Origin of the sequence: Leclercia sp. Marseille-Q4284, from assembly GCF_916618945.1 — a bacterium.
Taxonomy (GTDB): domain Bacteria; phylum Pseudomonadota; class Gammaproteobacteria; order Enterobacterales; family Enterobacteriaceae; genus Enterobacter; species Enterobacter tamurae.
This window is the reverse complement of the sequence record NZ_CAKAKG010000002.1, coordinates 743,130-765,915: the sequence shown is the minus strand read 5'-3', so window position 1 is coordinate 765,915 and position 22,786 is coordinate 743,130. Positions and strand designations below refer to the sequence as shown.

The 22,786-nt window shown below is 57.1% G+C and carries 22 protein-coding genes; 9 read left to right on the top strand and 13 right to left on the bottom strand.

What is annotated here, in order from left to right:
• Window positions 1-71: 71 nt before the first annotated feature.
• The 4 genes from LG383_RS18335 to LG383_RS18320 form a co-directional block, all read right to left on the bottom strand.
• Complete coding sequence (locus LG383_RS18335) at window positions 72-1,706, bottom strand: sulfatase-like hydrolase/transferase (RefSeq protein WP_225759866.1); 1,635 nt, start codon at window positions 1,704-1,706, stop codon at window positions 72-74.
• An 18-nt stretch (window positions 1,707-1,724) separates the two neighbouring features.
• Complete coding sequence (locus tag LG383_RS18330) at window positions 1,725-2,696, bottom strand: glycosyltransferase (RefSeq protein WP_225759865.1); 972 nt, start codon at window positions 2,694-2,696, stop codon at window positions 1,725-1,727.
• Between the two features lie 8 nt (window positions 2,697-2,704).
• A complete protein-coding gene (locus tag LG383_RS18325; protein WP_225759864.1) occupies window positions 2,705-3,688 on the bottom strand; it encodes a glycosyltransferase in 984 nt (327 codons plus the stop codon).
• Window positions 3,689-3,812: 124 nt separating this feature from the next.
• Window positions 3,813-5,183, bottom strand: coding sequence for an O-antigen ligase (locus tag LG383_RS18320; RefSeq protein ID WP_225759863.1), 1,371 nt, complete (start codon window positions 5,181-5,183; stop codon window positions 3,813-3,815).
• 257 nt (window positions 5,184-5,440) lie between these two features.
• Between LG383_RS18320 and LG383_RS18315 the strand changes: the two genes are divergently transcribed.
• Window positions 5,441-6,544 (top strand): glycosyltransferase family 4 protein, encoded by a 1,104-nt coding sequence (locus LG383_RS18315; protein WP_225759862.1) that lies wholly within the window; start codon window positions 5,441-5,443, stop codon window positions 6,542-6,544.
• On the opposite strand, the gene LG383_RS18310 is transcribed toward LG383_RS18315, so the two are convergent.
• From LG383_RS18310 to rfaD, 5 genes are read right to left on the bottom strand one after another with little or no spacing between them, the layout of a single operon-like run.
• Entirely contained in the window at window positions 6,523-7,632 is a 1,110-nt protein-coding gene (locus LG383_RS18310; protein WP_225759861.1) for a glycosyltransferase family 4 protein, read from the bottom strand. The two genes, LG383_RS18315 and LG383_RS18310, sit on opposite strands and share 22 nt — an antisense overlap.
• Window positions 7,629-8,732: a putative lipopolysaccharide heptosyltransferase III gene (rfaQ, locus tag LG383_RS18305; RefSeq protein WP_225759860.1), complete on the bottom strand. Its 1,104-nt coding sequence runs from the start codon at window positions 8,730-8,732 to the stop codon at window positions 7,629-7,631. Before rfaQ ends, LG383_RS18310 begins: the two co-directional genes overlap by 4 nt.
• Entirely contained in the window at window positions 8,725-9,711 is a 987-nt protein-coding gene (gene rfaC / locus LG383_RS18300) for a lipopolysaccharide heptosyltransferase RfaC (protein WP_225759859.1), read from the bottom strand. The genes rfaQ and rfaC overlap by 8 nt, the downstream gene beginning before the upstream one ends.
• Before the next feature lie 3 nt (window positions 9,712-9,714).
• Window positions 9,715-10,761: an ADP-heptose--LPS heptosyltransferase RfaF gene (gene rfaF / locus LG383_RS18295; protein WP_225759858.1), complete on the bottom strand. Its 1,047-nt coding sequence runs from the start codon at window positions 10,759-10,761 to the stop codon at window positions 9,715-9,717.
• A gap of 2 nt (window positions 10,762-10,763) precedes the next feature.
• Complete coding sequence (rfaD, locus tag LG383_RS18290) at window positions 10,764-11,696, bottom strand: ADP-glyceromanno-heptose 6-epimerase (RefSeq protein ID WP_225759857.1); 933 nt, start codon at window positions 11,694-11,696, stop codon at window positions 10,764-10,766.
• A 215-nt stretch (window positions 11,697-11,911) separates the two neighbouring features.
• Here rfaD and kbl point away from each other — a divergent pair, with 215 nt between their 5' ends.
• From kbl to LG383_RS18275, 3 genes are all read left to right on the top strand, one after another.
• The gene (gene kbl / locus LG383_RS18285) at window positions 11,912-13,108 is read left to right on the top strand and encodes a glycine C-acetyltransferase (RefSeq protein ID WP_106995453.1); all 1,197 of its coding nucleotides are present in this window, start codon (window positions 11,912-11,914) and stop codon (window positions 13,106-13,108) included.
• A 9-nt stretch (window positions 13,109-13,117) separates the two neighbouring features.
• Complete coding sequence (gene tdh, locus LG383_RS18280) at window positions 13,118-14,143, top strand: L-threonine 3-dehydrogenase (RefSeq protein WP_225759856.1); 1,026 nt, start codon at window positions 13,118-13,120, stop codon at window positions 14,141-14,143.
• A 140-nt stretch (window positions 14,144-14,283) separates the two neighbouring features.
• On the top strand, window positions 14,284-15,084 hold the full coding sequence (locus tag LG383_RS18275; protein ID WP_166181154.1) for a glycosyltransferase family 2 protein: 801 nt from the start codon (window positions 14,284-14,286) through the stop codon (window positions 15,082-15,084).
• Window positions 15,085-15,093: 9 nt separating this feature from the next.
• On the opposite strand, the gene LG383_RS18270 is transcribed toward LG383_RS18275, so the two are convergent.
• Genes LG383_RS18270 through gpmM form a run of 3 tightly spaced genes read right to left on the bottom strand, consistent with a single transcriptional unit; the run spans window position 15,094 to window position 18,882 of the window.
• Window positions 15,094-16,038: a divergent polysaccharide deacetylase family protein gene (locus LG383_RS18270; RefSeq protein ID WP_106995456.1), complete on the bottom strand. Its 945-nt coding sequence runs from the start codon at window positions 16,036-16,038 to the stop codon at window positions 15,094-15,096.
• A 3-nt stretch (window positions 16,039-16,041) separates the two neighbouring features.
• Window positions 16,042-17,301 carry a murein hydrolase activator EnvC gene (gene envC / locus LG383_RS18265; RefSeq protein ID WP_255639587.1) on the bottom strand — a complete coding sequence of 420 codons (1,260 nt, stop codon included), beginning with the start codon at window positions 17,299-17,301 and terminating at the stop codon, window positions 16,042-16,044.
• A 33-nt stretch (window positions 17,302-17,334) separates the two neighbouring features.
• The gene (gene gpmM / locus LG383_RS18260; RefSeq protein WP_225759854.1) at window positions 17,335-18,882 is read right to left on the bottom strand and encodes a 2,3-bisphosphoglycerate-independent phosphoglycerate mutase; all 1,548 of its coding nucleotides are present in this window, start codon (window positions 18,880-18,882) and stop codon (window positions 17,335-17,337) included.
• A gap of 248 nt (window positions 18,883-19,130) precedes the next feature.
• Between gpmM and LG383_RS18255 the strand changes: the two genes are divergently transcribed.
• From LG383_RS18255 to cysE, 5 genes are all read left to right on the top strand, one after another.
• Entirely contained in the window at window positions 19,131-19,562 is a 432-nt protein-coding gene (locus LG383_RS18255; protein ID WP_106995459.1) for a rhodanese-like domain-containing protein, read from the top strand.
• A gap of 14 nt (window positions 19,563-19,576) precedes the next feature.
• Window positions 19,577-19,828, top strand: a complete 252-nt coding sequence (gene grxC, locus LG383_RS18250) for a glutaredoxin 3 (RefSeq protein WP_032615744.1) — start codon at window positions 19,577-19,579, stop codon at window positions 19,826-19,828.
• 32 nt (window positions 19,829-19,860) lie between these two features.
• Window positions 19,861-20,328: a protein-export chaperone SecB gene (secB, locus tag LG383_RS18245; RefSeq protein WP_106995460.1), complete on the top strand. Its 468-nt coding sequence runs from the start codon at window positions 19,861-19,863 to the stop codon at window positions 20,326-20,328.
• Window positions 20,328-21,347, top strand: a complete 1,020-nt coding sequence (gene gpsA, locus LG383_RS18240) for an NAD(P)H-dependent glycerol-3-phosphate dehydrogenase (RefSeq protein ID WP_225759853.1) — start codon at window positions 20,328-20,330, stop codon at window positions 21,345-21,347. Before secB ends, gpsA begins: the two co-directional genes overlap by 1 nt.
• A 79-nt stretch (window positions 21,348-21,426) precedes the next feature.
• Window positions 21,427-22,245, top strand: coding sequence for a serine O-acetyltransferase (gene cysE / locus LG383_RS18235; protein WP_106995462.1), 819 nt, complete (start codon window positions 21,427-21,429; stop codon window positions 22,243-22,245).
• A 38-nt stretch (window positions 22,246-22,283) separates the two neighbouring features.
• On the opposite strand, the gene trmL is transcribed toward cysE, so the two are convergent.
• Window positions 22,284-22,754: a tRNA (uridine(34)/cytosine(34)/5-carboxymethylaminomethyluridine(34)-2'-O)-methyltransferase TrmL gene (gene trmL, locus LG383_RS18230; RefSeq protein ID WP_225759852.1), complete on the bottom strand. Its 471-nt coding sequence runs from the start codon at window positions 22,752-22,754 to the stop codon at window positions 22,284-22,286.
• Between the last annotated feature and the right edge of the window lie 32 nt (window positions 22,755-22,786).

Here is a 22,786-nt window from a genome sequence, read left to right as displayed (position 1 = left end):
GCCATTTGCCTGCGTTACGTGCGTTCGCAGATAAAAAAACGGGCATCTGATGCCCGTTTAATGATTTCTGCTTAACGTTCCGCTTCCGGCAGTTCGTTCAGATGGTAGGTGACGCGCTCCGACAGGCCGCGAATATCACCCCCGGTGATGTAGTAGCTGTCGTCCTTCTGGTTCGGGTTACTGACCGCGTACCCCAGCATCTTGTTGATCAGCGTCGCCATCTGGTAATGGTTGAGCGGGACCTGCTGGCTGATAGCGTTCATCGCATACGCCGGATCGTTACTGAAGTAGAGGAACGGCACCTGAGCAATCGGCATCTCAACAATCGAGTGGCCGAACAGCCCGCCATCACCGACGCGTTCGCCGTGATCCGAGGTAACAAACACCAGCACCGGCAGTTTTGATTTCGCCATCGCGGTACGGATCGCCGAGGCCAGCTCTTTGTCGTACAGGCGCACGGCATCATCGTACTCATTCTTCTTCTGCGCCACGTCGTCACTCAGGCGTGGGGTAGAGAATTTCGCGAAGCCCTGCGGGATGTTGCGCTCATAAGGAATATGCGGCGCGCGACTGTTCAGCACCATCAGGAAAGGTTTGTTCCAGTCCAGCTTCGCCTGTTCAACGGAAGGGGTAAGCACCACATCGGCACCCACGTCCGGCGCAGGGCGGATCTGCGTATCTTCCCACAGGTCGATATCGTGGATACCAATCCAGTTGCTCAGCCCTTCCAGACCCTGGGCAGAGATAAACGCCGTCTGGTAGCCCTGCTTTTTGGCATTGGTAAAGATGTTGGTCGATTTTGACTTATAGGCGGCGTAGTTGTCCGGCTCGCGCAGGTTATTGACCAGCATCGGGATCGCCACGCGGGTTGAGACCGCGTTCGAGACGATCAGTCGGCCCGTCCCCTGATACTGCTCCATCAGGGCTTTCAGTTCTGGCGTGGTGTCGCGCTCGTACCCCAGGGCGCTGACATGATGCGGGTTGAGGCTTTCGCCAATCGCCAGGATGATAGAGTATTTCCCGGCGTGGCTGCCCTCTACCGGTGTGACCTTATACGGTTCATAGTGCGTGACGCTCTGGTTTTCACCGGAAAGGGCTTCCGGGATCAGGCGAATAGCGCTGTAACTCATGGCCGACAGACCATTACGCAGTAAAGAGTGGCGCAGATCCGGGTTGAATTTATACATCTGTCCGTCGATGGCTTTATAGAACTGACCCGCAAACATCACCACGATAGCCAGCAGGCACGGCATCGCCACCCACTTATGCCACTGCGGCGCCAGACGACGGGTAAAGACCAGCGCAAAGATCACCGCGACGGCCATAATGGCAAAGTAGATCCCAAGCGATCCCAGGCTGTCCGTGATGCCGCTGGCGATATCTTTGGTTTCGACAAAGGCCAGCCACACTTCACTCGGGCCATAAAACTGGCCGTAGAACTGGTAATACACCGCTTCCGATATCTGCACGATAAAGGTGACCGCCAGCAGCAGACGGGTCAGGAAATAGCGGGCGCTGGCGGCCGCCAGCAGGGAAATAATCAAATACAGCGACATGTCGCTGGATTTCGGCTGATATACATGGTCTTTCAGCAGGATGATGATTTCACACAGTGAAAACAGCACCAGGAAAGCCAGCGTGAGTATCACGGTGCGCAGAATATTGCGGCGCGGCGTGAGTGACGATTGTGAGGATGTTTTAAACATGAACGGACTCAAGGTTACTTAAAACTTTTTAGTCAGCGGGCGAATGGCTTTACCGAAACCAAAGCGCAATGCACGAACCAGGGTTGGGCGTTTATGCAGTCCTTTACGCCAGATATCCTCAAACAGGCTCAACCAGCGCGCGGCAACCGCTTCGCGGGAATAAACCTGCAGACGTTTGTCACCCTGCTCGCGCATCTGACGATAGAGTTCAGGGGAGTTTTTCAGCCGCATGATGGCGTCGAAAGCTTCATCCGGTGTTTTGGCGATCAGGTAGTCGAACTCGCTTTCGCGGATCGCGCGGTAAGAAGGCTCGTCGTCGCAGATCATCACCGTTTTACCCAGCCAGTTGTTAATCAGCTTGCTGGCAGGTTTGCGCGCCAGTTTGTGGTCGTGTGATTTGCGGAAACTGATACAGACGTCCACGTCCTGGTAGTTAGTCCAGTTATCGAAGGAGATACGCAGATCGATGCCCTGCTCAGCAAGGCGCTGCTTAAAGGCCTCGCTGCGAAACGCTTCCGGGAAGCTGTCCACACGGCCAAAAAAGGCCACGGTTTTGACGATTTCATCGGTACGCTCACGCGGTTTTACCCCCGGCTGCGGCCAGTAGGGAACAAAAACGCCGTTGCTACGGTTATCCGCTTCCGGGTTCTGATCCACCACCACGTCCGCGCCAATCACCGGTGGGCGGTCGGCACGGGCAACGACAGTCACGCCACGCCAGGGTTTGACGCGCGATCCAAAATCATCGTTATGCATCAGGTTGATGGCATCCGGGCGACATTCCGATCCAAATGAACACTCGATGTCATCTCCGTAATAGTGTTTCAGCGCCAGGGTGGTCTGGAACGTCCAGCCGCCGCGACCGCCGCAGTAAAAACGCTCCGGGATGGTATCCGGATTGACGCGGTTATCCAGCAGCGTCTGGAAGTCTGCATAGTTTTTGGCGATGAAATCAGCGCGGGAGACCGCGTGTAATTTAAGTTTGCTCATAATATTCGTTAGCCGATGATTTTTTTAAGGCGGAAGTAACGACGTCCCAGACGCCAGCGCTGACGCAAACCCCGCGCGTTTTGCCAGATCATCGACCAGATGCCGCGATCGAACAGTTCCTGGGTGATTTCGCGTTTTTTCGCGCTGTCTTCGATATTGTTAATGCTGTGCAGAATACCCAACCCCTCTTTGGCAATCTGCCATCGGCAGGCCGGAACACGCTTCACCTGGTCCGGATAGCGTTTATTGATGGCATCCAGCATTTCGAGGATTTTCATATAGTGGCGTGACGAGCGCATTCGCGTGTCGTCGGTCCCTGGCGTGTGCGATACCGAGGCAGAGTGGATCAGATAGTCGTAATAGACTTCATCCACATACTGTACGCGTTTGGCCGTCAGCAGCACTTCCGTGGTCCAGGGAATATCCTGATGACGCAGGCCGTGTTCGAAGGTAAAACCCTGCGCTTTGATAAAGGCGTGGCGATAGATATTCAGCCAGGTGACATGCAGGAATTTGCGCGAGGCCAGCGCCTTCTGCAGCCACTCCGGGCCGTCCAGCACGCCGGTCGAGGCCAGTTTGTCTGAAGGGAAAATCTTTTTCGACGGGCGTCCATCGTCATAAATATAATTACCGTTGCAGGTCGCCACATCGAGCTGGCCTGCGAAAGCAATATCCAACAGGCGCTGATACATGCCGGGGTAAATAACGTCATCAATATCGGGGAACGCGACGTATTGACCCGTCGCCAGGGCAAGACCGGTATTGCGTGCGGCCGATACGCCACCATTAGGCTGATCGATTATGCAGAAATGGCTAAATTTGTCGGCATAGCCGGCAATGATTTCCGCTGAGCGATCCGTTGAGCCGTCATTAACAATGATGAGTTCCAGGCTCGATAAATTCTGCTGTTTAATGCTGTCAAAAAAAGCGCTCAGGAATTTTTCGCCATTAAAAACGGCAACGATGAGGCTTAATTGAGGCGTTTCAGACATGCTTTCTCCGTAAAAATACGCAGCAATAAAAAGGGTATAACGAGGCCATTTGCTGGCAATTCGACAGCCGACAGGCTAAAGCGTTCCGCGCCAGGGTGATTATTCCCCTGGCGCGTCAGATTGGTCAGGACATTTGCTTTTCGGTGTTTGCAGGGCGTAGGGCGCACATGCCAACCAGCAAGCCGGTCAGTAACATATACTGCTCCAGATAGTGATCCTTGAGGTTGTGATCGACCATGGTTCGGCAGAAGAAGCCGACGGTAAAGAGCAGCAGGAACATCCCCACCATCATGTTGCCACGGCGGAACTCCCGCCAGCCGATATACCAGCAGCCCACCAGCAGGATCAGCCAGCCCGCGATGCCAATAACACCGTTCTGAATACCAAATTCAATCAGGCCGTAGTGGCTATGGGGAATGTTAATTCGGTTATCCTGGGTATCCCGGCGTAATACATAGCGGAAGGCCTCTTTTTTAGCCCCTACGCCTGCCGGATGTTCGGCAATCAGGTTCCAGCCCTGATGGAAGAAGCTCGCCCGGCAGCCGTTGGAGTGGTTCATAGGCACACCCAGGCTGTTAACCGGTACCGCTCCGTCTGTTTTATTGTAACAAAAGCTGGTGAAGGGGGCGTTCCATCCAGCAATGGCATCACTTTCAAGGGTTTGCCAGCGCGGATCGGTTTTCCATGAGGCGTAACCGAGCAGCGCAGAGGCAATAATAAGACCAACCAGAATGCCACCGGTGACGACGACCCGACTGCGGCGCATGCTATGAAGGCTTAACAGGATAAAGGTTGAGAACAGGCTACCGACCAGACCGATAGTGCCCCAGCGGGTATCCACCAGCGCGGTACACAGCAGGTTACTTAACAGTATTAATGCCAGCATCGGTGTGTTCAGGCGCAGGAAGCGTTGATGTAACAGACCGCGCGCCAGCAGCTCGGCCATGATAAAGCCGGTAATCATATTGACCTGGAAGCTCATGCGGGTGCGGTTATAAACGATCCGCGTTTCGCCCCAGTGGATATACCCATCGCGCCAGTAGAGCCAGAGTGAATCCAGTAAATGGACGCATACCACGCCCCAGAAGAAGAGGATCACCAGCGTAAAGAAGCGGGCAGCGCTCATGGTAGGGAAGGATCTCTGGATCGCCGGCAATAAAACCAGGCCAGCGCAGAACAGTAATACCGGGCGTAACCACTGGCCGCTCCAGGCAGAAACCATTTCTTTTATGTCCGGGGCGACAAAAAAGCCATTAATCAAAATAAAGAAAGTTAACGTCCATATCACAATAAGAACGAACTTAATTTTGCTTAAATCCAGCCGTTGTCTGGTTGTCATCTCGCTAAAAAACAGGCCAAGCGCCACGGCGACAATGGGATAAATCAATCCATTGCGATGAAACGGCAGCTGATCGTTGGGAATAGGCCAGATAAAACATAAAGCCAGTACAGCAAGGACTAACAGGCCTGTCAGAATGTTACGAGTATTTGTCATATATTTTGGGCTGGTTAAGGATTTTTTCGGTTCTTGACCGGCTGGTTAACAACGCTGTGAGCCATCTCCACGGTTTTTCCGTGGGAAATAAAAAGCCAGAGAAAACTATCACAAATGCCTGACCTACAGAAGGACAATGTTTGTAAGCAAGAATAATCCGTTACGCGCTTTCCGGCACCAGGCTTTATGTATTACCAAGGCCGTAACGGTTATAATTTGCTGCTACGGCAAGTTCTTGCACAATAAACAGGAAAAGTATGCATATCGTTCACACTGAAGCAGACGGTGGTAAGGGCGGTCAGCCATTACGCATCATTAATGAGTCCCTAGGGATGATTCAGCGCGGCCATCAGGTGACCATACTTTGTCCGGAGAGTGCACCGCTACACGGTCTGGCACGCGATGCCGGGTTAACGGTCGTGACGATGCCGCTACGACGTAAGAACCTGCAAAACCTGCAGCAGCTGCGCCGCTGGCTGAAAGAGAACCGCCAGTCCGTTGATGTCATCAACAGTCACAATTCTGCCGATACCTGGCTGGTGGCGCTGGCCAATCTCACCCTGTCGGACCCGGTTCCGCTGGTGCGTACCCGTCATGCCTCCGGCGTGCCGCGCAATAACTGGACCACCCGCTGGCTGTTTCGCAAAGCCTGCGCCCATATCGTGACTACCGGGGAAGCGCTGCGCCAGCAGATGGCGGATATCGGCGTGCCGATGGCCCAGAGCACGTCCGTACCGAGCGGCGTGGATACCCAACGTTTTCACCCGGCGGATAAACAGCAGGCCCGAGAGCACTGTGGCCTGTCGCAGGCCGATTTCTGGCTGGGCGTGGTGTCGCACCTGCGGCCTAACAAGGGCCATAGCGTGCTGGTGCGTGCTCTGGCCAGCATTGATAATCCGCACATCAGACTGGCGATCGTCGGCGAAGGGCCGCATAAAGCGACGCTGGAGCAGGAGATTATCGACCTGGGATTGCAGGAGCGGGTAGTGATGGCGGGGCATCGCAGCGATCCAGAGCGCTGGTTCCCGGCCTTTGATGTCGCTCTCAGCCCTTCGCACGATATGGAAGGCGTCCCGCAGGGGGTACTGCAGTCGCTGGCCTCGCGTATTGCGACTATTGCCACCGACGCGGGCGGCACGGCTGATGCGGTGATTAACGGCCAGACCGGGATTTTGATTGCGCAGCGCGACGAAACGGCGCTGCGCGAGGCGATTGTGCAGTTATACGACGACGGCGCGCTGCGCGAAAAGCTGGCGCAGCAGGGATACGATTACCTGTGCAGCCATTTCACCCGCGAGTGCATGCTGGAGGCGATGGAAAAGGTCTTTTCCACCGCGGCTCAGCGCAGCAGGTCGCGGTAAAGCGCCTGCAGCTCTTTCGCCATCCGCTCCAGGGTATAAGGCTCAGCAGTGGCGCGTGCCGCTGCTGAATAATCAATACCCTGTTCACGGCCCTGAAGCCAGAGGCTTATCACCTGCTGATACCCGTCGCTGTCGAGCGCGTCGCGCACCCAGCCGTTAACACCCTCTTCAATCCACTCCGCCGCGCCGCAGCCATGGCTGGTGAGTAGCGGCAGACCACAGGCCAGCGCTTCAACGCAGACGTTCGGGAAGGGATCGTAAAGCGTCGGCAGGATCAGCGCGTCGGCGGTGCCGTATACCTGGCGGACATCGGCAACCGGCCCCAGAAAACGCACCCGGGACGCCACGCCGAGGGTCTGGGCCAGCTTTTCGAATTTGCGCGCATGCTTGTCGCGCCCGGCGATCAGCAGCCAGACATCAGGGTGAGGAACAATGGCGCGCAGCGCCGTCGCCACCCCTTTACGACTGAACCCGGAGCCGACATAGGCCAGCACCGGTGCTGCCTGGGGGATCCCCAGCGCATCACGCTGGGAGAGCGAGCGCACCTCAGGAGTGAAGTGGGCAGTATCCACACCGTTGTAGATCACCGTCAGCTTGTGGTCCGGCAGGCCAAAACGGCGGGCGATATCATCCCGCACCATTTTCGAATTGCAGATCACGTTGCGCAGCGCAGGATGGGTAAACATCTGCGCTTCCGCCTGTAAAATATAGCGATGGTAGCGGCTCAGGGACTGCGCCCAGCGCGCCAGCGGCGACTGGATGCGGTTGTACTGCGCAAGCCAGGTGGCGTGTACGCCATCCCCGGCACGGAAAATGGTCGCCCCCGGAATACGCTCATGGCTCTGCACAATATCAAACTGGGCAAACTGCGCCGCCGCAGCGTCGGCAAAACCCGACTCGCGATCGAGTCGGTTGCGGAAGGCCGGGTTAACCGTCAGGGTTTTCCAGCCTGCGGCATCTTCCCACTGACGGGCGATCAGCGTCACGTCCAGGGCCGTATCCTGCGCCAGCACGTTCAGCGCGCGGGAGACAAAACGCTCCGCGCCGCCGTTGGGGTTATAGGTCTGTCGGACGATAGCCAGCTTCATGCCGGATTTTCCAGCAGCAGGGTATCGATGGCGCTCAGCACCATCTGCGGGGTGATCGCCGTAATGCAGTCGGAGACGCCGCTGTCGCCGCAGCCCGCTTTACCGCAGGGCTGACAGGTAAAGCCAGCCACGATCACCCTGTAGTTCACCCCCCACGGGGCCCACTTGATCGCCCCGGTCGGGCCGAAGATGGCGACGGTCGGGGTTCCCACCGCGCTGGCGAGGTGCATCGGCATCGAATCGACGCCAAAGTAGACCCGCGCGTGCTTCATCAGCGCGCCCAGCTCTTTCAGGTTTAACTGGCCGCTTAAATCAAACACCGGCTGGGTGAGCGCGGCACGCAACTCATCCATGTAGGCGGTCTCTTCTTTTGATGGTGCTGCAGAGAGGATAATCGGCAGGCCGCGGGCCGCCAGGTTATCGATGGTCGCCGCCAGCTTGTTGATATCCCAGGCCTTGAACATCCAGCGCGACGTTGGGTGCACCAGAATGTAGGACTGGCTCGTCAGCCCGAAACCGGCCAGTTTCTCCGCAATCGACGCTTCCGCCGCATCGCCCGGCACAAACAGGGTATGTTTATCGGCATCGGTCTGCGGATGAATACCGATCCGCCGCAGCGCATCCAGATTCACCTCCACCATATGGCGGCTGTTATCCTGGATCGCCGGATAGAGGGTAGTAAAGGATTTGACCCAGCGGCGACGTGCCAGCCCGCCGCGTTTATCGGGCTTAAAGCCGACGGACACGCGCGGTTTCAGACGACGCGCCAGCCGCGCGCCGTGCCAGTGTTCGGTCAGGTTGATCAGCACGTCATACTGCCGCGCCTTCAGGGTATTCAGCAGGGCGCGGTACAGGCGGAACTGCGCGAACCAGCCTTTTTTACGCCAGTTGCGGCCAATGGTATGCACCTGGTCGATATAAGGATGGCTGGTGAGCATCGCCTGGGTGTCGTCATACACCAGGGCATCCACTTCGACATCGGGGTAGTTCTTTTTCAACACCGTAAAGACCGGCGAGGTCAGCAGGACGTCACCGTGGTGACGCAGCTTAACGATCAGCACGCGCTTCGGTGGGCGCTCCGCTGAGAAAAAATCAGACATAGGCTCTCTCTGCTGCCAGCAACGGCTCTAATTGCGCAAATACCGCAGCGGCGGACAGGTCGCTCAGCTGCGATGAATGTTCCGGGCGGCAGATATATTGATTTTTGCCATAGCCGCCAATCAGACCCGGATCCGTCGGGCCGTAAAGCGTAATATTAGGACGATCCAGCGCCGCCGTCAGGTGGCTGAGGCCGGTATCCACCGACACTACCGCCGTGGCGCCTGCCAGCTGTTGCGCCACGCCGTCCAGCTTCATCCGCGGCAGGACGTCCACGTAATCAAAGCCTTCTGCCAGACGCTTCGCCCGCGCCTCTTCGTGCGGGGCACCCCACGGGAGCTTAATGCGCAGGCCTGCATTGCTCAGCAGGCCGATAAGATCGCGCCAGTGGGCTTCCGGCCAGTGTTTATCATCCCGGGTGGTGGCGTGCAGGAAAATCAGATAAGGCGCGCTTTTGGGTTCTGAATCGTGCAGGAAGTGCCGGGAAATCGCGTAATCCCCCTGCATGGCGGGTTTCGCATAGCCCAGGCTTTTGGCAAACAGCTCCCGGGTGCGTTCCACCGCGTGCTGCTGCTTCGCGATTGCATGGCGGCAGGTATAGAACAGGCTCGCCAGCGGCTCGCGGGCACTGTGCCAGTCCATACCGTGCTTTACGCCGTGCGCCAGTCGGGTGACCAGCGCCGCGCTTTTGACCAGCCCTTGAGCGTCAATGATGGCATCATAATGCTGCGCCTGAACCGCCTCGCGAAAGGCCTGACGTTCGGCCTTAATAGGGGCGGAGAACCAGGCTTTGCGCCAGCGACGGATCGCCACTGGGATCACCCGGTCTACGGCTTGATGCCAGCCCGGGATCTGCGCAAAGCCTTCTTCCACCACCCAGTCAAAACGGATACCCGGAATGGCCTGCATGGCATCGGTGAGCGCGGGCAACGTATGGAGCACGTCGCCCATCGAGGAGGTTTTAACGATCAATACCCGCATCCGTTACCCTTCTTCGCTCAACAGCAGCTCGTTAAGCTCGTCGAGGACACGCTGCGGAGTAATGTCGATCAGGCTCTGGTGATAGCCTTCGGCGGCGTCACCCTTACGCACTTTGTGGTAGCCAGTGATCAGACGGATCACCCGCGCCTTATGCGACAGTGGCGGGGTAAAGTCCGGGCTGCTCGGGCCGTACAGCGCCACCAGCGGGCGGTTCAGCGCCGCGGCAACGTGCATCAGGCCGGAGTCGTTAGTGACCACGGCCTTACAGGCGGCGAGCAGAATAACGGCCTGCTCCAGCTGGGTTTCCCCGGCCAGATTACGGCACCAGGCCTGCTGCTCAATGCTCAGCGCGGCGAGGATTTCATTCCCTGCCTCATGATCTTTCGCCGAGCCGAACAGCACAATCTGATAGCCTTCGTCGATCAGCTGCTTCGCCAGCTCAGCATAGTGATAGTGCGGCCAGCGTTTTGCCGGGCCAAATTCCGCGCCAGGACAGAAGCCAATCAGCGGCCGATCGGGTAACAGGCCAAAAGCGTTACAGGTCTGGGATTTTTCACCCTCGTGGACCTGGAGCTGCGGCCACAGCAGCGGCTGGGGCAGATCTTTCGCGCTGCGCATTACGCCTTTGTCGTAGGCCAGCGCTACGTAGCGCTCCACCATCAGGGGCCAGGCCTCTTTATCCAGGATCCGAGCGTCATTCAGCAGGCCGTAGCGCATCTCGCCCCGCCAGCCGGTGCGGTGCGGCACGCTGGCGAAGAAGGGCACTAATGCCGATTTAAAGGAGTTCGGCAGGACGTAGGCGCGGTCGTAGCGCTTGTCGCGCAGGTTATGGCCGAGCTTGCGGCGCTCTGCGAGTTCCAGCGCCCCGTGACCAAGCGGCATCGGGATCGCCTCGTTAACTTCCGGCATCCGCGATAACAGCGGACGGCACCACGCGGGTGCCATCACGTCAATTATCGCCTGGGGATAGCGCGCCTTGAGCGTGCGATAGAGACTTTGCGACATCATCATGTCGCCCACCCATGACGGGCCAATCACCAGAATTTTCATACTTATGCGTCGCGGTTCAGCCAGGCCATATACTCCGTCACGCCTTCGGCAACGGTCTTGAACGGCTTGTCATAGCCGGCGGCGCGCAGGTTGGTCAGATCCGCCTGGGTAAATGCCTGGTAGCGGCCTTTCAGCTTGTCCGGGAACGGGATGTACTCAAGGCTGCCTTTCTGATGATACGCCAGCGCAGCATCGGCTACCGCCTGGAAGGACTCTGCGCGGCCGGTACCCAGGTTGAAGATGCCGGAGACGCCGTTTTCCCAGAACCACAGGTTCACTGCTGCCACGTCACCCACGTAGACGAAGTCACGCTTGAAGCCATCGCTGCCTTCGAACAGTTTCGGGGTTTCGCCGTTGTTCAGCTGGGTATTGAGGTGGAAGGCCACGCTCGCCATGCTGCCTTTGTGACCTTCGCGCGGTCCGTAGACGTTGAAGTAGCGGAAGCCAACGATCTGCGAGTTGGCTTCTGGCAGCACCTGGCGCACGTATTCGTCGAACAGGAACTTGGAGTAGCCGTAAACGTTCAGCGGCTGCTCAAATTCACGGGATTCAATAAAGTCTGAAGTGCGCCCGCCGTAGGTCGCTGCGGAAGAGGCGTACAGGAACGGAATTTCACGCTCAAGGCAGTAGTGCAACACCTCTTTGGAGTACTGATAGTTGTTATCCATCATGTACTTGCCGTCCCACTCGGTGGTGGAGGAGCATGCACCTTCATGGAAGATGGCCTCGATCTCACCGAACTCTTCACCCGCCATAATCTGGATAAGGAAATCTTCTTTATCCATGTAGTCGGCAATGTTCAGATCCACCAGGTTAACGAACTTGGTGCCGTCTTTCAGGTTGTCCACCACCAGGATGTCGGTGATGCCTTTGTCATTGAGGGTCTTAATAATATTGCTGCCGATAAAGCCCGCGCCGCCGGTAACGATGATCATAGCTGTAACCTTTGAAGTGTGGAGTCCGGGGACAATCCCGGACACTAATAGTCATATCATATCATTAGTATGACTCCCCATCAGCCATTCACCGACATCCCGCAGGGGTACACGTGATTTATGCTGCAAAAACGAGAACTGTTAATGCGTCATCTCGTATCGGGGTATAGCTTTGGGTAATATGTGCCGAAATTTGCCGAGTCTGGAGAATTGCAATGCGTGGTGATTTTTACAAACAGTTAAACAGTGACCTGGAAACCGCGCGTGCGGAAGGGTTGTTCAAAGAAGAGCGGATCATTACTTCTGCTCAGCAGGCAGATATCACCGTTGCCGACGGCAGCCATGTGATTAACTTCTGTGCCAACAACTATTTAGGTCTGGCGAATCACCCTGAGCTGATCGCTGCCGCGAAGGCAGGCATGGACACCCACGGTTTTGGTATGGCCTCCGTGCGCTTCATCTGCGGCACCCAGGACAGCCATAAAGCGCTGGAGAGCAAGCTGGCTGCGTTCCTCGGCATGGAAGATGCGATTCTGTACTCCTCCTGCTTCGACGCTAACGGCGGTCTGTTTGAGACCCTGCTCGGTGCAGAAGATGCCATCATTTCCGATGCCCTGAACCATGCTTCAATCATTGACGGCGTGCGTCTGTGTAAAGCGAAGCGTTTCCGCTACGCCAACAACGACATGGTTGAGCTGGAGGCCCGCCTGAAAGAGGCTCGCGAGGCCGGGGCGCGTCACGTGCTGATCGCCACCGACGGCGTGTTCTCGATGGACGGCGTGATCGCCAACCTGAAAGGCGTCTGCGATCTGGCGGACAAATACGATGCGCTGGTGATGGTCGATGACTCGCACGCGGTCGGCTTTGTCGGCGAGAACGGTCGTGGCTCCCACGAATACTGTGAGGTGATGGGCCGGGTGGACATCATCACCGGCACGCTGGGCAAAGCGCTCGGCGGCGCATCCGGCGGCTACACCGCGGCGCGCAAAGAGGTGGTGGAGTGGCTGCGTCAGCGTTCCCGTCCGTATCTGTTCTCCAACTCCCTGGCCCCGGCCATTGTTTCCGCCTCCATCAAAGTGCTGGAGATGGTGGAGTCCGGTGCCGATCTGCGCGACCGTCTGTGGTCAAACGCCCGTCTGTTCCGCGAAAAAATGACCGCGGCGGGCTTTACCCTGGCCGGTGCCGATCACGCCATTATCCCGGTGATGCTGGGCGATGCCGTGGTGGCGCAGAACTTTGCCCGCGAGCTGCAGAAAGAGGGGATTTACGTCACCGGATTCTTCTTCCCGGTGGTGCCAAAAGGTCAGGCGCGTATTCGCACCCAGATGTCGGCGGCGCATTCCCCTGAACAAATTGAGCGTGCGGTTGAAGCCTTCACCCGCATCGGCAAACAGCTGGGCGTAATTGCCTGAGGACGCGTAATGAAAGCATTATCCAAACTGAAAGCGGAAGAAGGCATCTGGATGACCGACGTTCCGGAGCCGGAAGTCGGTCATAACGATCTGCTGATCAAAATTCGTAAAACCGCCATCTGCGGCACGGACGTTCACATCTACAACTGGGACCAGTGGTCGCAGAAGACCATTCCGGTGCCGATGGTCGTCGGTCACGAATATGTGGGCGAAGTGGTTGGCATTGGTCAGGAAGTGAAAGGCTTTAAAATTGGCGATCGCGTCTCCGGCGAAGGCCATATCACCTGCGGCCACTGCCGTAACTGCCGCGGCGGACGCACTCACCTGTGCCGTAACACCGTCGGCGTGGGCGTTAACCGTCCGGGCAGCTTTGCAGAATATCTGGTGATCCCGGCGTTTAACGCCTTCAAAATCCCGGACAATATCTCCGACGATCTGGCGTCGATCTTCGACCCGTTCGGCAACGCAGTGCACACAGCGCTGTCATTCGACCTGGTAGGCGAAGATGTGCTGGTCTCCGGCGCAGGCCCGATCGGCATCATGGCCGCTGCGGTGGCGAAGCACGTGGGTGCCCGCAACGTGGTGATCACCGACGTGAACGAATATCGTCTGTCACTGGCGCGCAAAATGGGCGTCACCCGTGCGGTGGATGTCTCGAAAGAGAACCTGGCTGACGTGATGGAAGAGCTGGGGATGACCGAAGGCTTTGACGTCGGTCTGGAGATGTCCGGCGCGCCGCCGGCATTCCGTACTATGCTCGACACCATGAACCACGGTGGCCGTATCGCGATGCTGGGTATTCCGCCGTCTGATATGTCCATCGACTGGAACAAAGTGATCTTCAAGGGCCTGTTCATCAAGGGCATTTATGGCCGTGAGATGTTCGAAACCTGGTACAAGATGGCAGCCCTGATCCAGTCCGGTCTGGATCTGTCGCCACTCATTACTCATCGCTTCGCCATCGATGAGTTCCAGCAAGGCTTTGACGCGATGCGTTCAGGCCAGTCCGGGAAAGTGATCCTGAGCTGGGATTAAAACGAAAAGCGCCTGCGGGCGCTTTTTTTTCGCAGGCCTCACGTTTTTCGGTCCACAACCGGATAGTTATCCGCTTTTCTTCGCTTTTTTCAGCCTTCGCTTATAGAGTCTGTTCAGGTTTACTCAACTTTACAGCGCCTATGTTCAAGCTCACCGTTTGTTTATTGACCTGTAACTCAGCACGACTGCTGCGTGAAGTCCTGCCTCCGTTGATCGTTGTTGCCGATGAGATCATTGTCCTCGACTCGGGTAGTCACGACGCTACGTTAGCGATTTGCCAGGAATACGGCATCACCCCCCATCATCAGCCCTATACCATGCATGGCGTACAGATGAACCACGCCATCGAACTGGCGAGCAATGACTGGGTGCTCTGCATGGACAGCGATGAGATCCTCGATGCTGAAACCGTTGATTTTATCCTGCGCCTGAAAGCGGGTGACGAACCTCATCCGCAGCAGGCATGGCGCATTGCCCGCTACTGGCATGTGTTAGGGGAAGAGGTGCGGACGATCTATCCCGTCTCCTCGCCCGATTTTCCGGTACGGCTCTTTAACCGTACCCAGGCGCGGTTTAATCAGCGTCCGGTGGATGACAAAGTGGAAGGGGCGATCCAGTCGGTTAAAATTCCGGGCCGGGTGCGCCATGACACCTTCTATTCGCTGCATGAGGTCTTCAACAAGCTAAACAGTTACACCAGCCGTCTGGTGAAGTACCAGACCGTACGCCCTTCGATTGCACGCGGGGTGATTAGCGCCATCGGCGCGTTCTTCAAGTGGTATCTGTTCAGCGGCGCGTGGCGCCAGGGGAGAGTGGGGGTGGTGACCGGTCTCTACGCCACTTTTTACAGCTTCCTGAAATACTTCAAAGCCTGGTATCAGCGCCAGGAACAGAAGGAGTCTGCGGGCAAAAAGCGCGCAGACTCTCACGTCATTGAGTAAGGGCCGGTATCAGCTTTTTTTACCCCAGCCCTGCCACTGCAGCTGGACATACTTCACCAGCGAACTCTGGCTGATGCTCTCACCAATCACCGAGAAATAGCGGGTCACGTAGACCGGCTCTGGCGGCTGCTTCGGCGCACAAAGCGTTACGCCGCGGAACGGGTTACGCGGTTTAGTGCCAGGCGCGGTGCCAGTTGGTGGCGGGCTCACCGGGTGAGAGGTATCCACCTGTGGCTCGTTGAGCAGGCTGCTCGCTGGCACCAGGGTGATATCCCCAGGCAGTGTGGGCAGCATCTGCTGTAACACGCGAACGGTGGATGGATGAGGATGACCAATGGCGATCGCCGAGCCTGAGCGGCGGGCCACCTGCACGGCGCGGTTAAACTGGACGCGGATATCGGCCTCGTTTTGTGTGTCATCGAGGAACACTTTACGCTTAATCACCTTCACGCTGGTGCCTTGCGCGGCGCGCATCGCCTGGCTGTTGCCGATGGTCATGCTGTCGAGGAAGTAGAGGTTGTAGCGCGCCAGGGACTGCATCACCTTCTGCATGCCAAACAGGCTGGAGGTCATGGCGCTGCCCATATGGTTATTCAGCCCCACGGCGTAAGGCACTTTGCCATACGCCTCGCGGATGATGCGCTCGATCTCGTCACTGCTCATCTCCGGACGGAGGGTATCTTTTTCCAGCGGCTGTTTGCTGAGCGGGGCCATCGGCAGATGGATCAACACTTCATGCCCGCTGTTATGGGCTTTAGTGGCCATTTCGTGCGCGTGTGGCGCGTTCGGCAGCACGGCGACGGAGATGGCGGATGGCATCGCCAGGACCTGATTTTCTGTGTGTGGACGATAACCGAAGTCATCAATGACGATAGCGAGTTTACCTGCGTAAACCGGCATCGCCAGCGCCAGTGCGCTGACGAGGGGGAGAACCATACGACGAAATTGAAGCAAAACTTATCTTCCCAACCACGGCTGTGGATTGACCGCCTGACCCTGGCGACGAATTTCGAAATAGAGTGACGGGCGGCCCTGACCGCCACTGCTGCCCACGAGGGCGATAGCCTGACCGGCGCGTACCTGAGTGCCGACGCTGACGAGGGCGCTCTGGTTGTAGCCGTAAAGACTCATGTCGCCTTTACCGTGCTCAACCACCACCACCAGGCCGTAACCCTGCAGCCAGTCAGCAAGGATCACCCGGCCATCGGCAATAGCTTTGACTTCGCTACCTTCCGATGCACCGATAACAATCCCCTTCCAACGTAGCTCACCCTGCAGCTGTTCGCCATAGCGATGCAGAATTGAGCCCCGTACCGGCCAGTAAGCCTGGCCGCGCGGCGAGCCCAGACCGCCGGTGCGCGACATCAGCGAGCGTTCGTTTTCTGTTGGCTTGTAGGTAGTGCCTTTGCGGGAGGCTTCCTGCTGGCGATTGCGTACGGCCTGTGCTTCACGGGCTTCACGTTCGGCGCGGGCCTTCGCCGCTGCTTCTGCGCGGGCAAGGCTGTTACGTAAGCGGGATTCGTTGGCGCGCATTTCGCTCAGCTGGCTCTGGCCTTGCTGAATGGAGGATTCGAGGCCAGCAAGGGTCTTCTTACGCTCGTTGCGCGCCTGCTCCAGTTTGGCCTGCTGCGCCTGCTGATCGTAAAGCAGGGTCTGCTGTTGGCTCTGCTTCTCTTCCAGCTCCGCTTTTTGCGTGGTGACCTCTTCCCGCGTCTGCTTCAGCTGGGCGATGGTCTCCTGGCGGGACTGGTTAAGGTAGCCAAAATAGGCCTGCAGACGCTGACCGCGCTGGCTCTCTTCGCCGCTGAGGATCAGCTGGACGCCGGTGTGTTCACCCTGGCGGAAGGCAGCATCTAACTGTGCGGCAAGATTGCGCTCCTGAGCCGCACGCTGGCGTTCAAGTTTGGCGATAGACGCATTCATCTCGTCTATCTGCTTATTCAACTGGGTGAGGGTGTTCTGGGTTTCGCGCAGCTGGCGTGCCGCCGCGGAGATCGCCTCTTCCTGCTTTTTGAGTTGCGCGAGCAGAGAGGAGCGTTGCTGCTGTTGCTGGCGTACCGCCCGCTCTTTAGCGGCGATATCTGCCTGAATGGTTTTGAGCTGATCGCGCTCGTCCGCCTGGGCGGATGCCGCGCACAACAATACGCCAGCGCTGAGCACGCTGGCGTAAAGTAAAGGCCTGACTGATAACCGTAACGGCTTCACGACCCATGTGATTGAAACAATCGCCTTTCCCCTCATGGGGAAGGATTATTCCACGATGAACAGCGGCTTGCCAGTCATCTCTTTCGGGATTTCCATACCCATCAGGGTCAGCATGGTCGGGGCAACGTCTGAAAGCTTACCGCCATCCACTGCTTTAACTGATTTATCACCGACATAAATCATCGGGACCGGCAGGTTGGTATGCGCGGTGTGCGCCTGACCGGTGGTCGGATCGCGCATCTGTTCGGCATTGCCGTGGTCAGCGGTGATCAGCATCTGGCCGCCAACGGCTTCCACTGCTTTGGTGACCTGCGCAATACATTCATCCAGCGCTTCAATGGCTTTGATCGCCGCTTCCATCACCCCGGTATGGCCAACCATGTCGCCGTTCGGGTAGTTACAGATGATGGTGTCGTATTTGCCGCTTTCGATGGCGGCGATCAGCTTTTCGGTCAGCTCGGCAGAGCTCATCTCTGGCTGCAGATCGTAGGTCGCCACTTTCGGGGAGTTGATCAGAATGCGGTCTTCGCCTTTAAACGACTCTTCCACACCGCCGTTAAAGAAGAAGGTGACGTGTGCGTATTTCTCGGTTTCGGAGATGCGCAGCTGGGTTTTGTCGTGCTTCGCCATCCACTCGCCGAAGGTATTGGCCAGCGATGACGGCGGATAGGCGCACGGCGCTTTAATGTCGGCGGCATATTCGGTCAGCATCACGAAATCGCCCAGCTTGACCTCTTTTTTACGGGCGAAGCCGTCGAAGTCTGCATTGACGAAGGCGCGGGTGATTTCGCGGGCGCGGTCAGCGCGGAAGTTCATGAAGATCAGCGCGTCGCCGTCTTCCATCGCGGCATCGGCCTGGCCTTCGGCACGGATCACGGTCGCTTTCACGAATTCGTCGTTTTCATCGCGAGCGTAAGCGGCTTCCAGCGCGGCAACGGCGGTATTTGCCTGGAACTCGCCTTTGGCGTCAACCAGCAGATTGTAGGCCTGCTCGACGCGATCCCAGCGGTTATCGCGGTCCATGGCGTAGTAGCGGCCAATGATGGACGCCACACGGCCTTTGCCGAGAGCGGCAAACTTGTCTTCAAAGGCTTTCAGGGAGGATTCAGCGCTGCGCGGTGGGGTATCGCGGCCATCAAGGAAGGCGTGCAGATAGATTTTGTCTGCGCCTTTTTCCGCGGCCAGCTCTACCATCGCCATGATGTGATCTTCGTGGCTATGGACGCCACCGGCGGAGAGCAGCCCCATAATGTGTACCGCTTTGCCTGCGGCGGCAGCTTTCTCAACCGCGCCGGTCAGCACCGGGTTTGCAAAGAAGGTGCGTTCTTTTATTTCAACATCCAGACGGGTCAGGTCCTGATAAACAATGCGCCCGGCACCCAGGTTGACATGTCCAACTTCGGAGTTGCCCATCTGGCGATCGGGCAGACCCACTTCCAGACCGGACGCATCAATCAGCGTGTGAGGACGTTGGGCCCACAGTGCATCCATGACCGGGGTTTTAGCATTGAAAATGGCGTTATCCTGCTGATCTTCGCGATAACCGTAGCCATCCAGAATCATCAGTACCATAGGTTTTTTAGAAACCGACATTGCGACAACCTCTTTGCTCAAAAGACAAAAAATTTGCGTAATTTTACTACAGCTGAATCGATCAAATAGCCGCAGAAGATCAAAGAAACCACGGAGGTAAGGGTAAGGATAGGGGAATTTCGGTCTTTTTTTTCGTGGCAGCACGCAGAAAATGGATTAGCTTATTGTCGCTGGCTGTATTTGCCACAACGCACAGGTATACTCCTGTCCTGGTTTTTTATTCACTCAGTCGGGAGTCGTTACCCCCCATGCAAGAAATTATGCAATTTGTCAGCCGCCACCCCATACTTTGTATCGCGTGGATTGGTCTACTGGCAGCAGTACTTTTCACCACGTTCAAAGGCCTCACCTCTAAAGTGAAGGTGATCACCCGCGGCGAAGCCACGCGTCTTATCAATAAAGAAGAGGCAGTGGTTGTCGATCTGCGTCAGCGTGACGATTTCCGCAAAGGCCACATTGCAGGCGCGATTAACCTGCTGCCAGCCGAAATCAAAGCCAATAACCTTGGCGAACTGGAAAAGCATAAAGACAAACCCATTATTGTCGTCGACGGCACCGGGATGCAGGCTCAGGAGCCAGCAAATACCCTCGTCAAAGCAGGCTTTGCAAACGTCACTGTCCTGAAAGACGGCATCTCTGGCTGGAGCGGTGAGAATCTGCCTCTGGTTCGCGGTAAGTAAACAGGAGACTGAACATGGCCAATATCGAAATCTATACCAAAGCGACCTGCCCGTTCTGCCATCGTGCGAAAGCGCTGCTGGACAGCAAAGGCGTAGCCTTCCAGGAACTGCCTATTGATGGCGATGCTGCGAAGCGCGAAGAGATGATTAAACGTAGTGGCCGTACGACGGTTCCGCAGATTTTTATCGATGCGCAGCACATTGGCGGCTGTGATGACTTGTATGCGCTTGACGCGCGCGGTGGACTCGATCCCCTGCTGCGCTAAGGCGTTTTAGGACAATTAAAAAGGGTATTTCCATGTCAGAACAAAACAACACCGAGATGACTTTCCAGATCCAGCGCATTTACACCAAAGACGTCTCCTACGAAGCACCAAATGCGCCGCATGTTTTCCAGAAAGACTGGCAGCCAGAGGTTAAACTTGATCTGGATACCGCATCCACCCAACTGGCGGATGACGTGTATGAAGTCGTGCTGCGTGTTACCGTAACCGCCTCTCTGGGCGAAGAGACTGCATTCCTGTGCGAAGTACAGCAGGGCGGCATCTTCTCCATTGGCGGCATCGAAGGTAATCAGATGGCGCATTGCCTGGGTGCATACTGCCCGAACATCCTGTTCCCGTATGCCCGCGAATGCATCACCAGCCTGGTTTCCCGTGGTACGTTCCCGCAACTGAACCTTGCGCCGGTGAATTTCGATGCGCTGTTCATGAACTATCTGCAGCAGCAAGCTGGCGAAGGTACTGAACAACATCAGGATGCCTGATGAGTACTGTCAATGCGTCAATGACTGTGATCGGTGCCGGCTCTTACGGCACCGCTCTTGCTATCACGCTGGCAAGAAATGGTCACGAAGTGGTTCTCTGGGGCCACAATCCTGAACATATCGCGACGTTAGAAGCCGATCGCTGCAACGTTGCGTTCCTCCCTGATGTGCCTTTCCCTGACTCACTGCATCTTGAAAGCGACCTGGCAACCGCGCTGGCCGCCAGCCGTAATATTCTGATCGTTGTGCCGAGCCACGTGTTTGGCAAGGTGCTGCGACAGATTAAACCGCTGATGCGTGATGATGCGCGCGTGGTCTGGGCCACCAAAGGGCTGGAAGCCGAGACCGGCCGCCTGCTGCAGGATGTCGCCCGCGAAGCGCTGGGTGATGCCATTCCGCTGGCGGTGATCTCCGGCCCGACCTTTGCGAAAGAGCTGGCGGCAGGGCTGCCGACGGCCATTTCACTGGCCTCGACCGACGAGACCTTTGCTGACGATCTGCAGCAGCTGCTGCACTGCGGTAAAAGCTTCCGCGTCTACAGCAACCCCGATTTTATCGGCGTTCAGCTGGGCGGTGCGGTGAAGAACGTTATCGCGATCGGTGCGGGCATGTCTGACGGTATCGGCTTTGGCGCGAACGCGCGTACGGCTTTGATTACCCGTGGCCTGACCGAAATGTCCCGTCTGGGCGCGGCGCTGGGTGCCGATCCGGCCACCTTTATGGGGATGGCAGGGTTAGGCGATCTGGTGCTGACCTGTACCGACAACCAGTCGCGTAACCGCCGTTTTGGCATGATGCTCGGACAGGGCATGGATGTTATCGGCGCGCAGGAGAAGATCGGCCAGGTGGTGGAAGGCTACCGCAATACCAAGGAAGTCCGCGAGTTGGCACACCGCTTTGGTGTCGAAATGCCAATAACCGAGGAAATTTATCAGGTATTGTATTGCGGAAAAAATGCGCGCGAGGCAGCATTGACCTTATTAGGTCGTGCACGCAAGGACGAGCGTAGCAGCAATTAACTGCAGGAAAGCGTTATCACCTGAATGACCCGGCCGGCAAAGAACTGGCCGGTCATTATCATTACGTCTGGAGTAAGCAATGCCGTGTGAAGAACTGGATATCGTCTGGAACAATATTAAAGCCGAAGCCCGGGCTCTGGCCGACTGTGAGCCGATGCTCGCCAGTTTCTACCACGCGACGCTACTCAAGCACGAAAACCTCGGCAGCGCCCTGAGCTATATGCTCGCCAACAAACTGGCTTCCCCAATCATGCCGGCCATCGCCATTCGTGAAGTGGTGGAAGAGGCCTATGCGGCCGACCCGGAGATGATCGCCTCCGCCGCGTATGATATCCAGGCGGTACGCAATCGTGACCCGGCGGTGGACAAATACTCCACGCCGCTGCTCTATCTGAAAGGTTTCCACGCTTTGCAGTCCTACCGTATCGGCCACTGGCTGTGGAACGAAGGCCGCCGCGCGCTGGCGATCTTCCTGCAAAACCAGGTCTCGGTGAGCTTCCAGGTGGATATCCACCCGGCGGCGAAGATTGGTCGCGGGATCATGCTCGACCACGCCACCGGGATTGTGGTGGGTGAAACGGCGGTGATTGAAAACGACGTCTCGATCCTGCAGTCGGTGACCCTGGGCGGGACCGGCAAAACCAGCGGCGATCGCCACCCGAAAATCCGTGAAGGGGTGATGATTGGCGCGGGCGCGAAGATTCTGGGCAATATCGAAGTCGGGCGCGGGGCGAAAATTGGCGCCGGTTCAGTGGTGTTGCAACCTGTACCGCCGCATACCACCGCCGCAGGCGTCCCGGCGCGTATTGTCGGCAGGCCGGACAGTGATAAACCGGCGATGGATATGGATCAGTTCTTCAACGGCCACCATACCTTTGAGTATGGCGACGGCATTTAAGTAAACGCCCGGTGGCGCGACGCTTACCGGGCCTGGCTCTACCGTAATATCGCACCGGCATACCCCAGCTGGCGCCAGGCTTCATACACCACCACCGACACCGCATTTGACAGGTTCATGCTGCGGCTGTCCGGCATCATCGGAATACGGATTTTTTGTTCGGCAGGGAGGGCATCGAGAATGGTGGCTGGCAGGCCGCGCGTTTCCGGGCCAAACAGCAGATAGTCGCCTTCCTGATAGCTCACCGCGCTGTGCGCAGGCGTACCTTTGGTCGTCAGGGCAAAAATCCGTTCCGGCTTTTCCGTGTCCATAAATGCGCTCAGGTCCTGATGGCGGACCACGGCGGTAAATTCATGATAATCCAGCCCGGCGCGGCGCAGGCGCTTGTCATCCCAGGTAAAGCCCATCGGCTCAATAATATGCAGACGGAACCCGGTATTAGCGCACAGGCGGATGATATTGCCGGTATTGGGTGGAATTTCTGGTTCGAATAAGACGATGTTAAGCATGCTGCCCCCTTAATTTGCGGGGGCAGAATAGC

Coding starts and splice junctions, on each gene's coding strand:
- secB (WP_106995460.1), top strand. CDS start 19,861: ATGTCAGAACAAAACAACACCGAGATGACTTTCCAGATCCAGCGCATT.
- tdh (WP_225759856.1), top strand. CDS start 13,118: ATGAAAGCATTATCCAAACTGAAAGCGGAAGAAGGCATCTGGATGACC.
- LG383_RS18315 (WP_225759862.1), top strand. CDS start 5,441: ATGCATATCGTTCACACTGAAGCAGACGGTGGTAAGGGCGGTCAGCCA.
- rfaF (WP_225759858.1), bottom strand. CDS start 10,761: ATGAAAATTCTGGTGATTGGCCCGTCATGGGTGGGCGACATGATGATG.
- LG383_RS18335 (WP_225759866.1), bottom strand. CDS start 1,706: ATGTTTAAAACATCCTCACAATCGTCACTCACGCCGCGCCGCAATATT.
- rfaC (WP_225759859.1), bottom strand. CDS start 9,711: ATGCGGGTATTGATCGTTAAAACCTCCTCGATGGGCGACGTGCTCCAT.
- rfaD (WP_225759857.1), bottom strand. CDS start 11,696: ATGATCATCGTTACCGGCGGCGCGGGCTTTATCGGCAGCAATATTATT.
- gpmM (WP_225759854.1), bottom strand. CDS start 18,882: ATGTCGGTTTCTAAAAAACCTATGGTACTGATGATTCTGGATGGCTAC.
- gpsA (WP_225759853.1), top strand. CDS start 20,328: ATGAGTACTGTCAATGCGTCAATGACTGTGATCGGTGCCGGCTCTTAC.
- LG383_RS18255 (WP_106995459.1), top strand. CDS start 19,131: ATGCAAGAAATTATGCAATTTGTCAGCCGCCACCCCATACTTTGTATC.
- kbl (WP_106995453.1), top strand. CDS start 11,912: ATGCGTGGTGATTTTTACAAACAGTTAAACAGTGACCTGGAAACCGCG.
- LG383_RS18320 (WP_225759863.1), bottom strand. CDS start 5,183: ATGACAAATACTCGTAACATTCTGACAGGCCTGTTAGTCCTTGCTGTA.
- grxC (WP_032615744.1), top strand. CDS start 19,577: ATGGCCAATATCGAAATCTATACCAAAGCGACCTGCCCGTTCTGCCAT.
- rfaQ (WP_225759860.1), bottom strand. CDS start 8,732: ATGTCTGATTTTTTCTCAGCGGAGCGCCCACCGAAGCGCGTGCTGATC.
- LG383_RS18275 (WP_166181154.1), top strand. CDS start 14,284: ATGTTCAAGCTCACCGTTTGTTTATTGACCTGTAACTCAGCACGACTG.
- LG383_RS18330 (WP_225759865.1), bottom strand. CDS start 2,696: ATGAGCAAACTTAAATTACACGCGGTCTCCCGCGCTGATTTCATCGCC.
- cysE (WP_106995462.1), top strand. CDS start 21,427: ATGCCGTGTGAAGAACTGGATATCGTCTGGAACAATATTAAAGCCGAA.
- trmL (WP_225759852.1), bottom strand. CDS start 22,754: ATGCTTAACATCGTCTTATTCGAACCAGAAATTCCACCCAATACCGGC.
- LG383_RS18310 (WP_225759861.1), bottom strand. CDS start 7,632: ATGAAGCTGGCTATCGTCCGACAGACCTATAACCCCAACGGCGGCGCG.
- LG383_RS18325 (WP_225759864.1), bottom strand. CDS start 3,688: ATGTCTGAAACGCCTCAATTAAGCCTCATCGTTGCCGTTTTTAATGGC.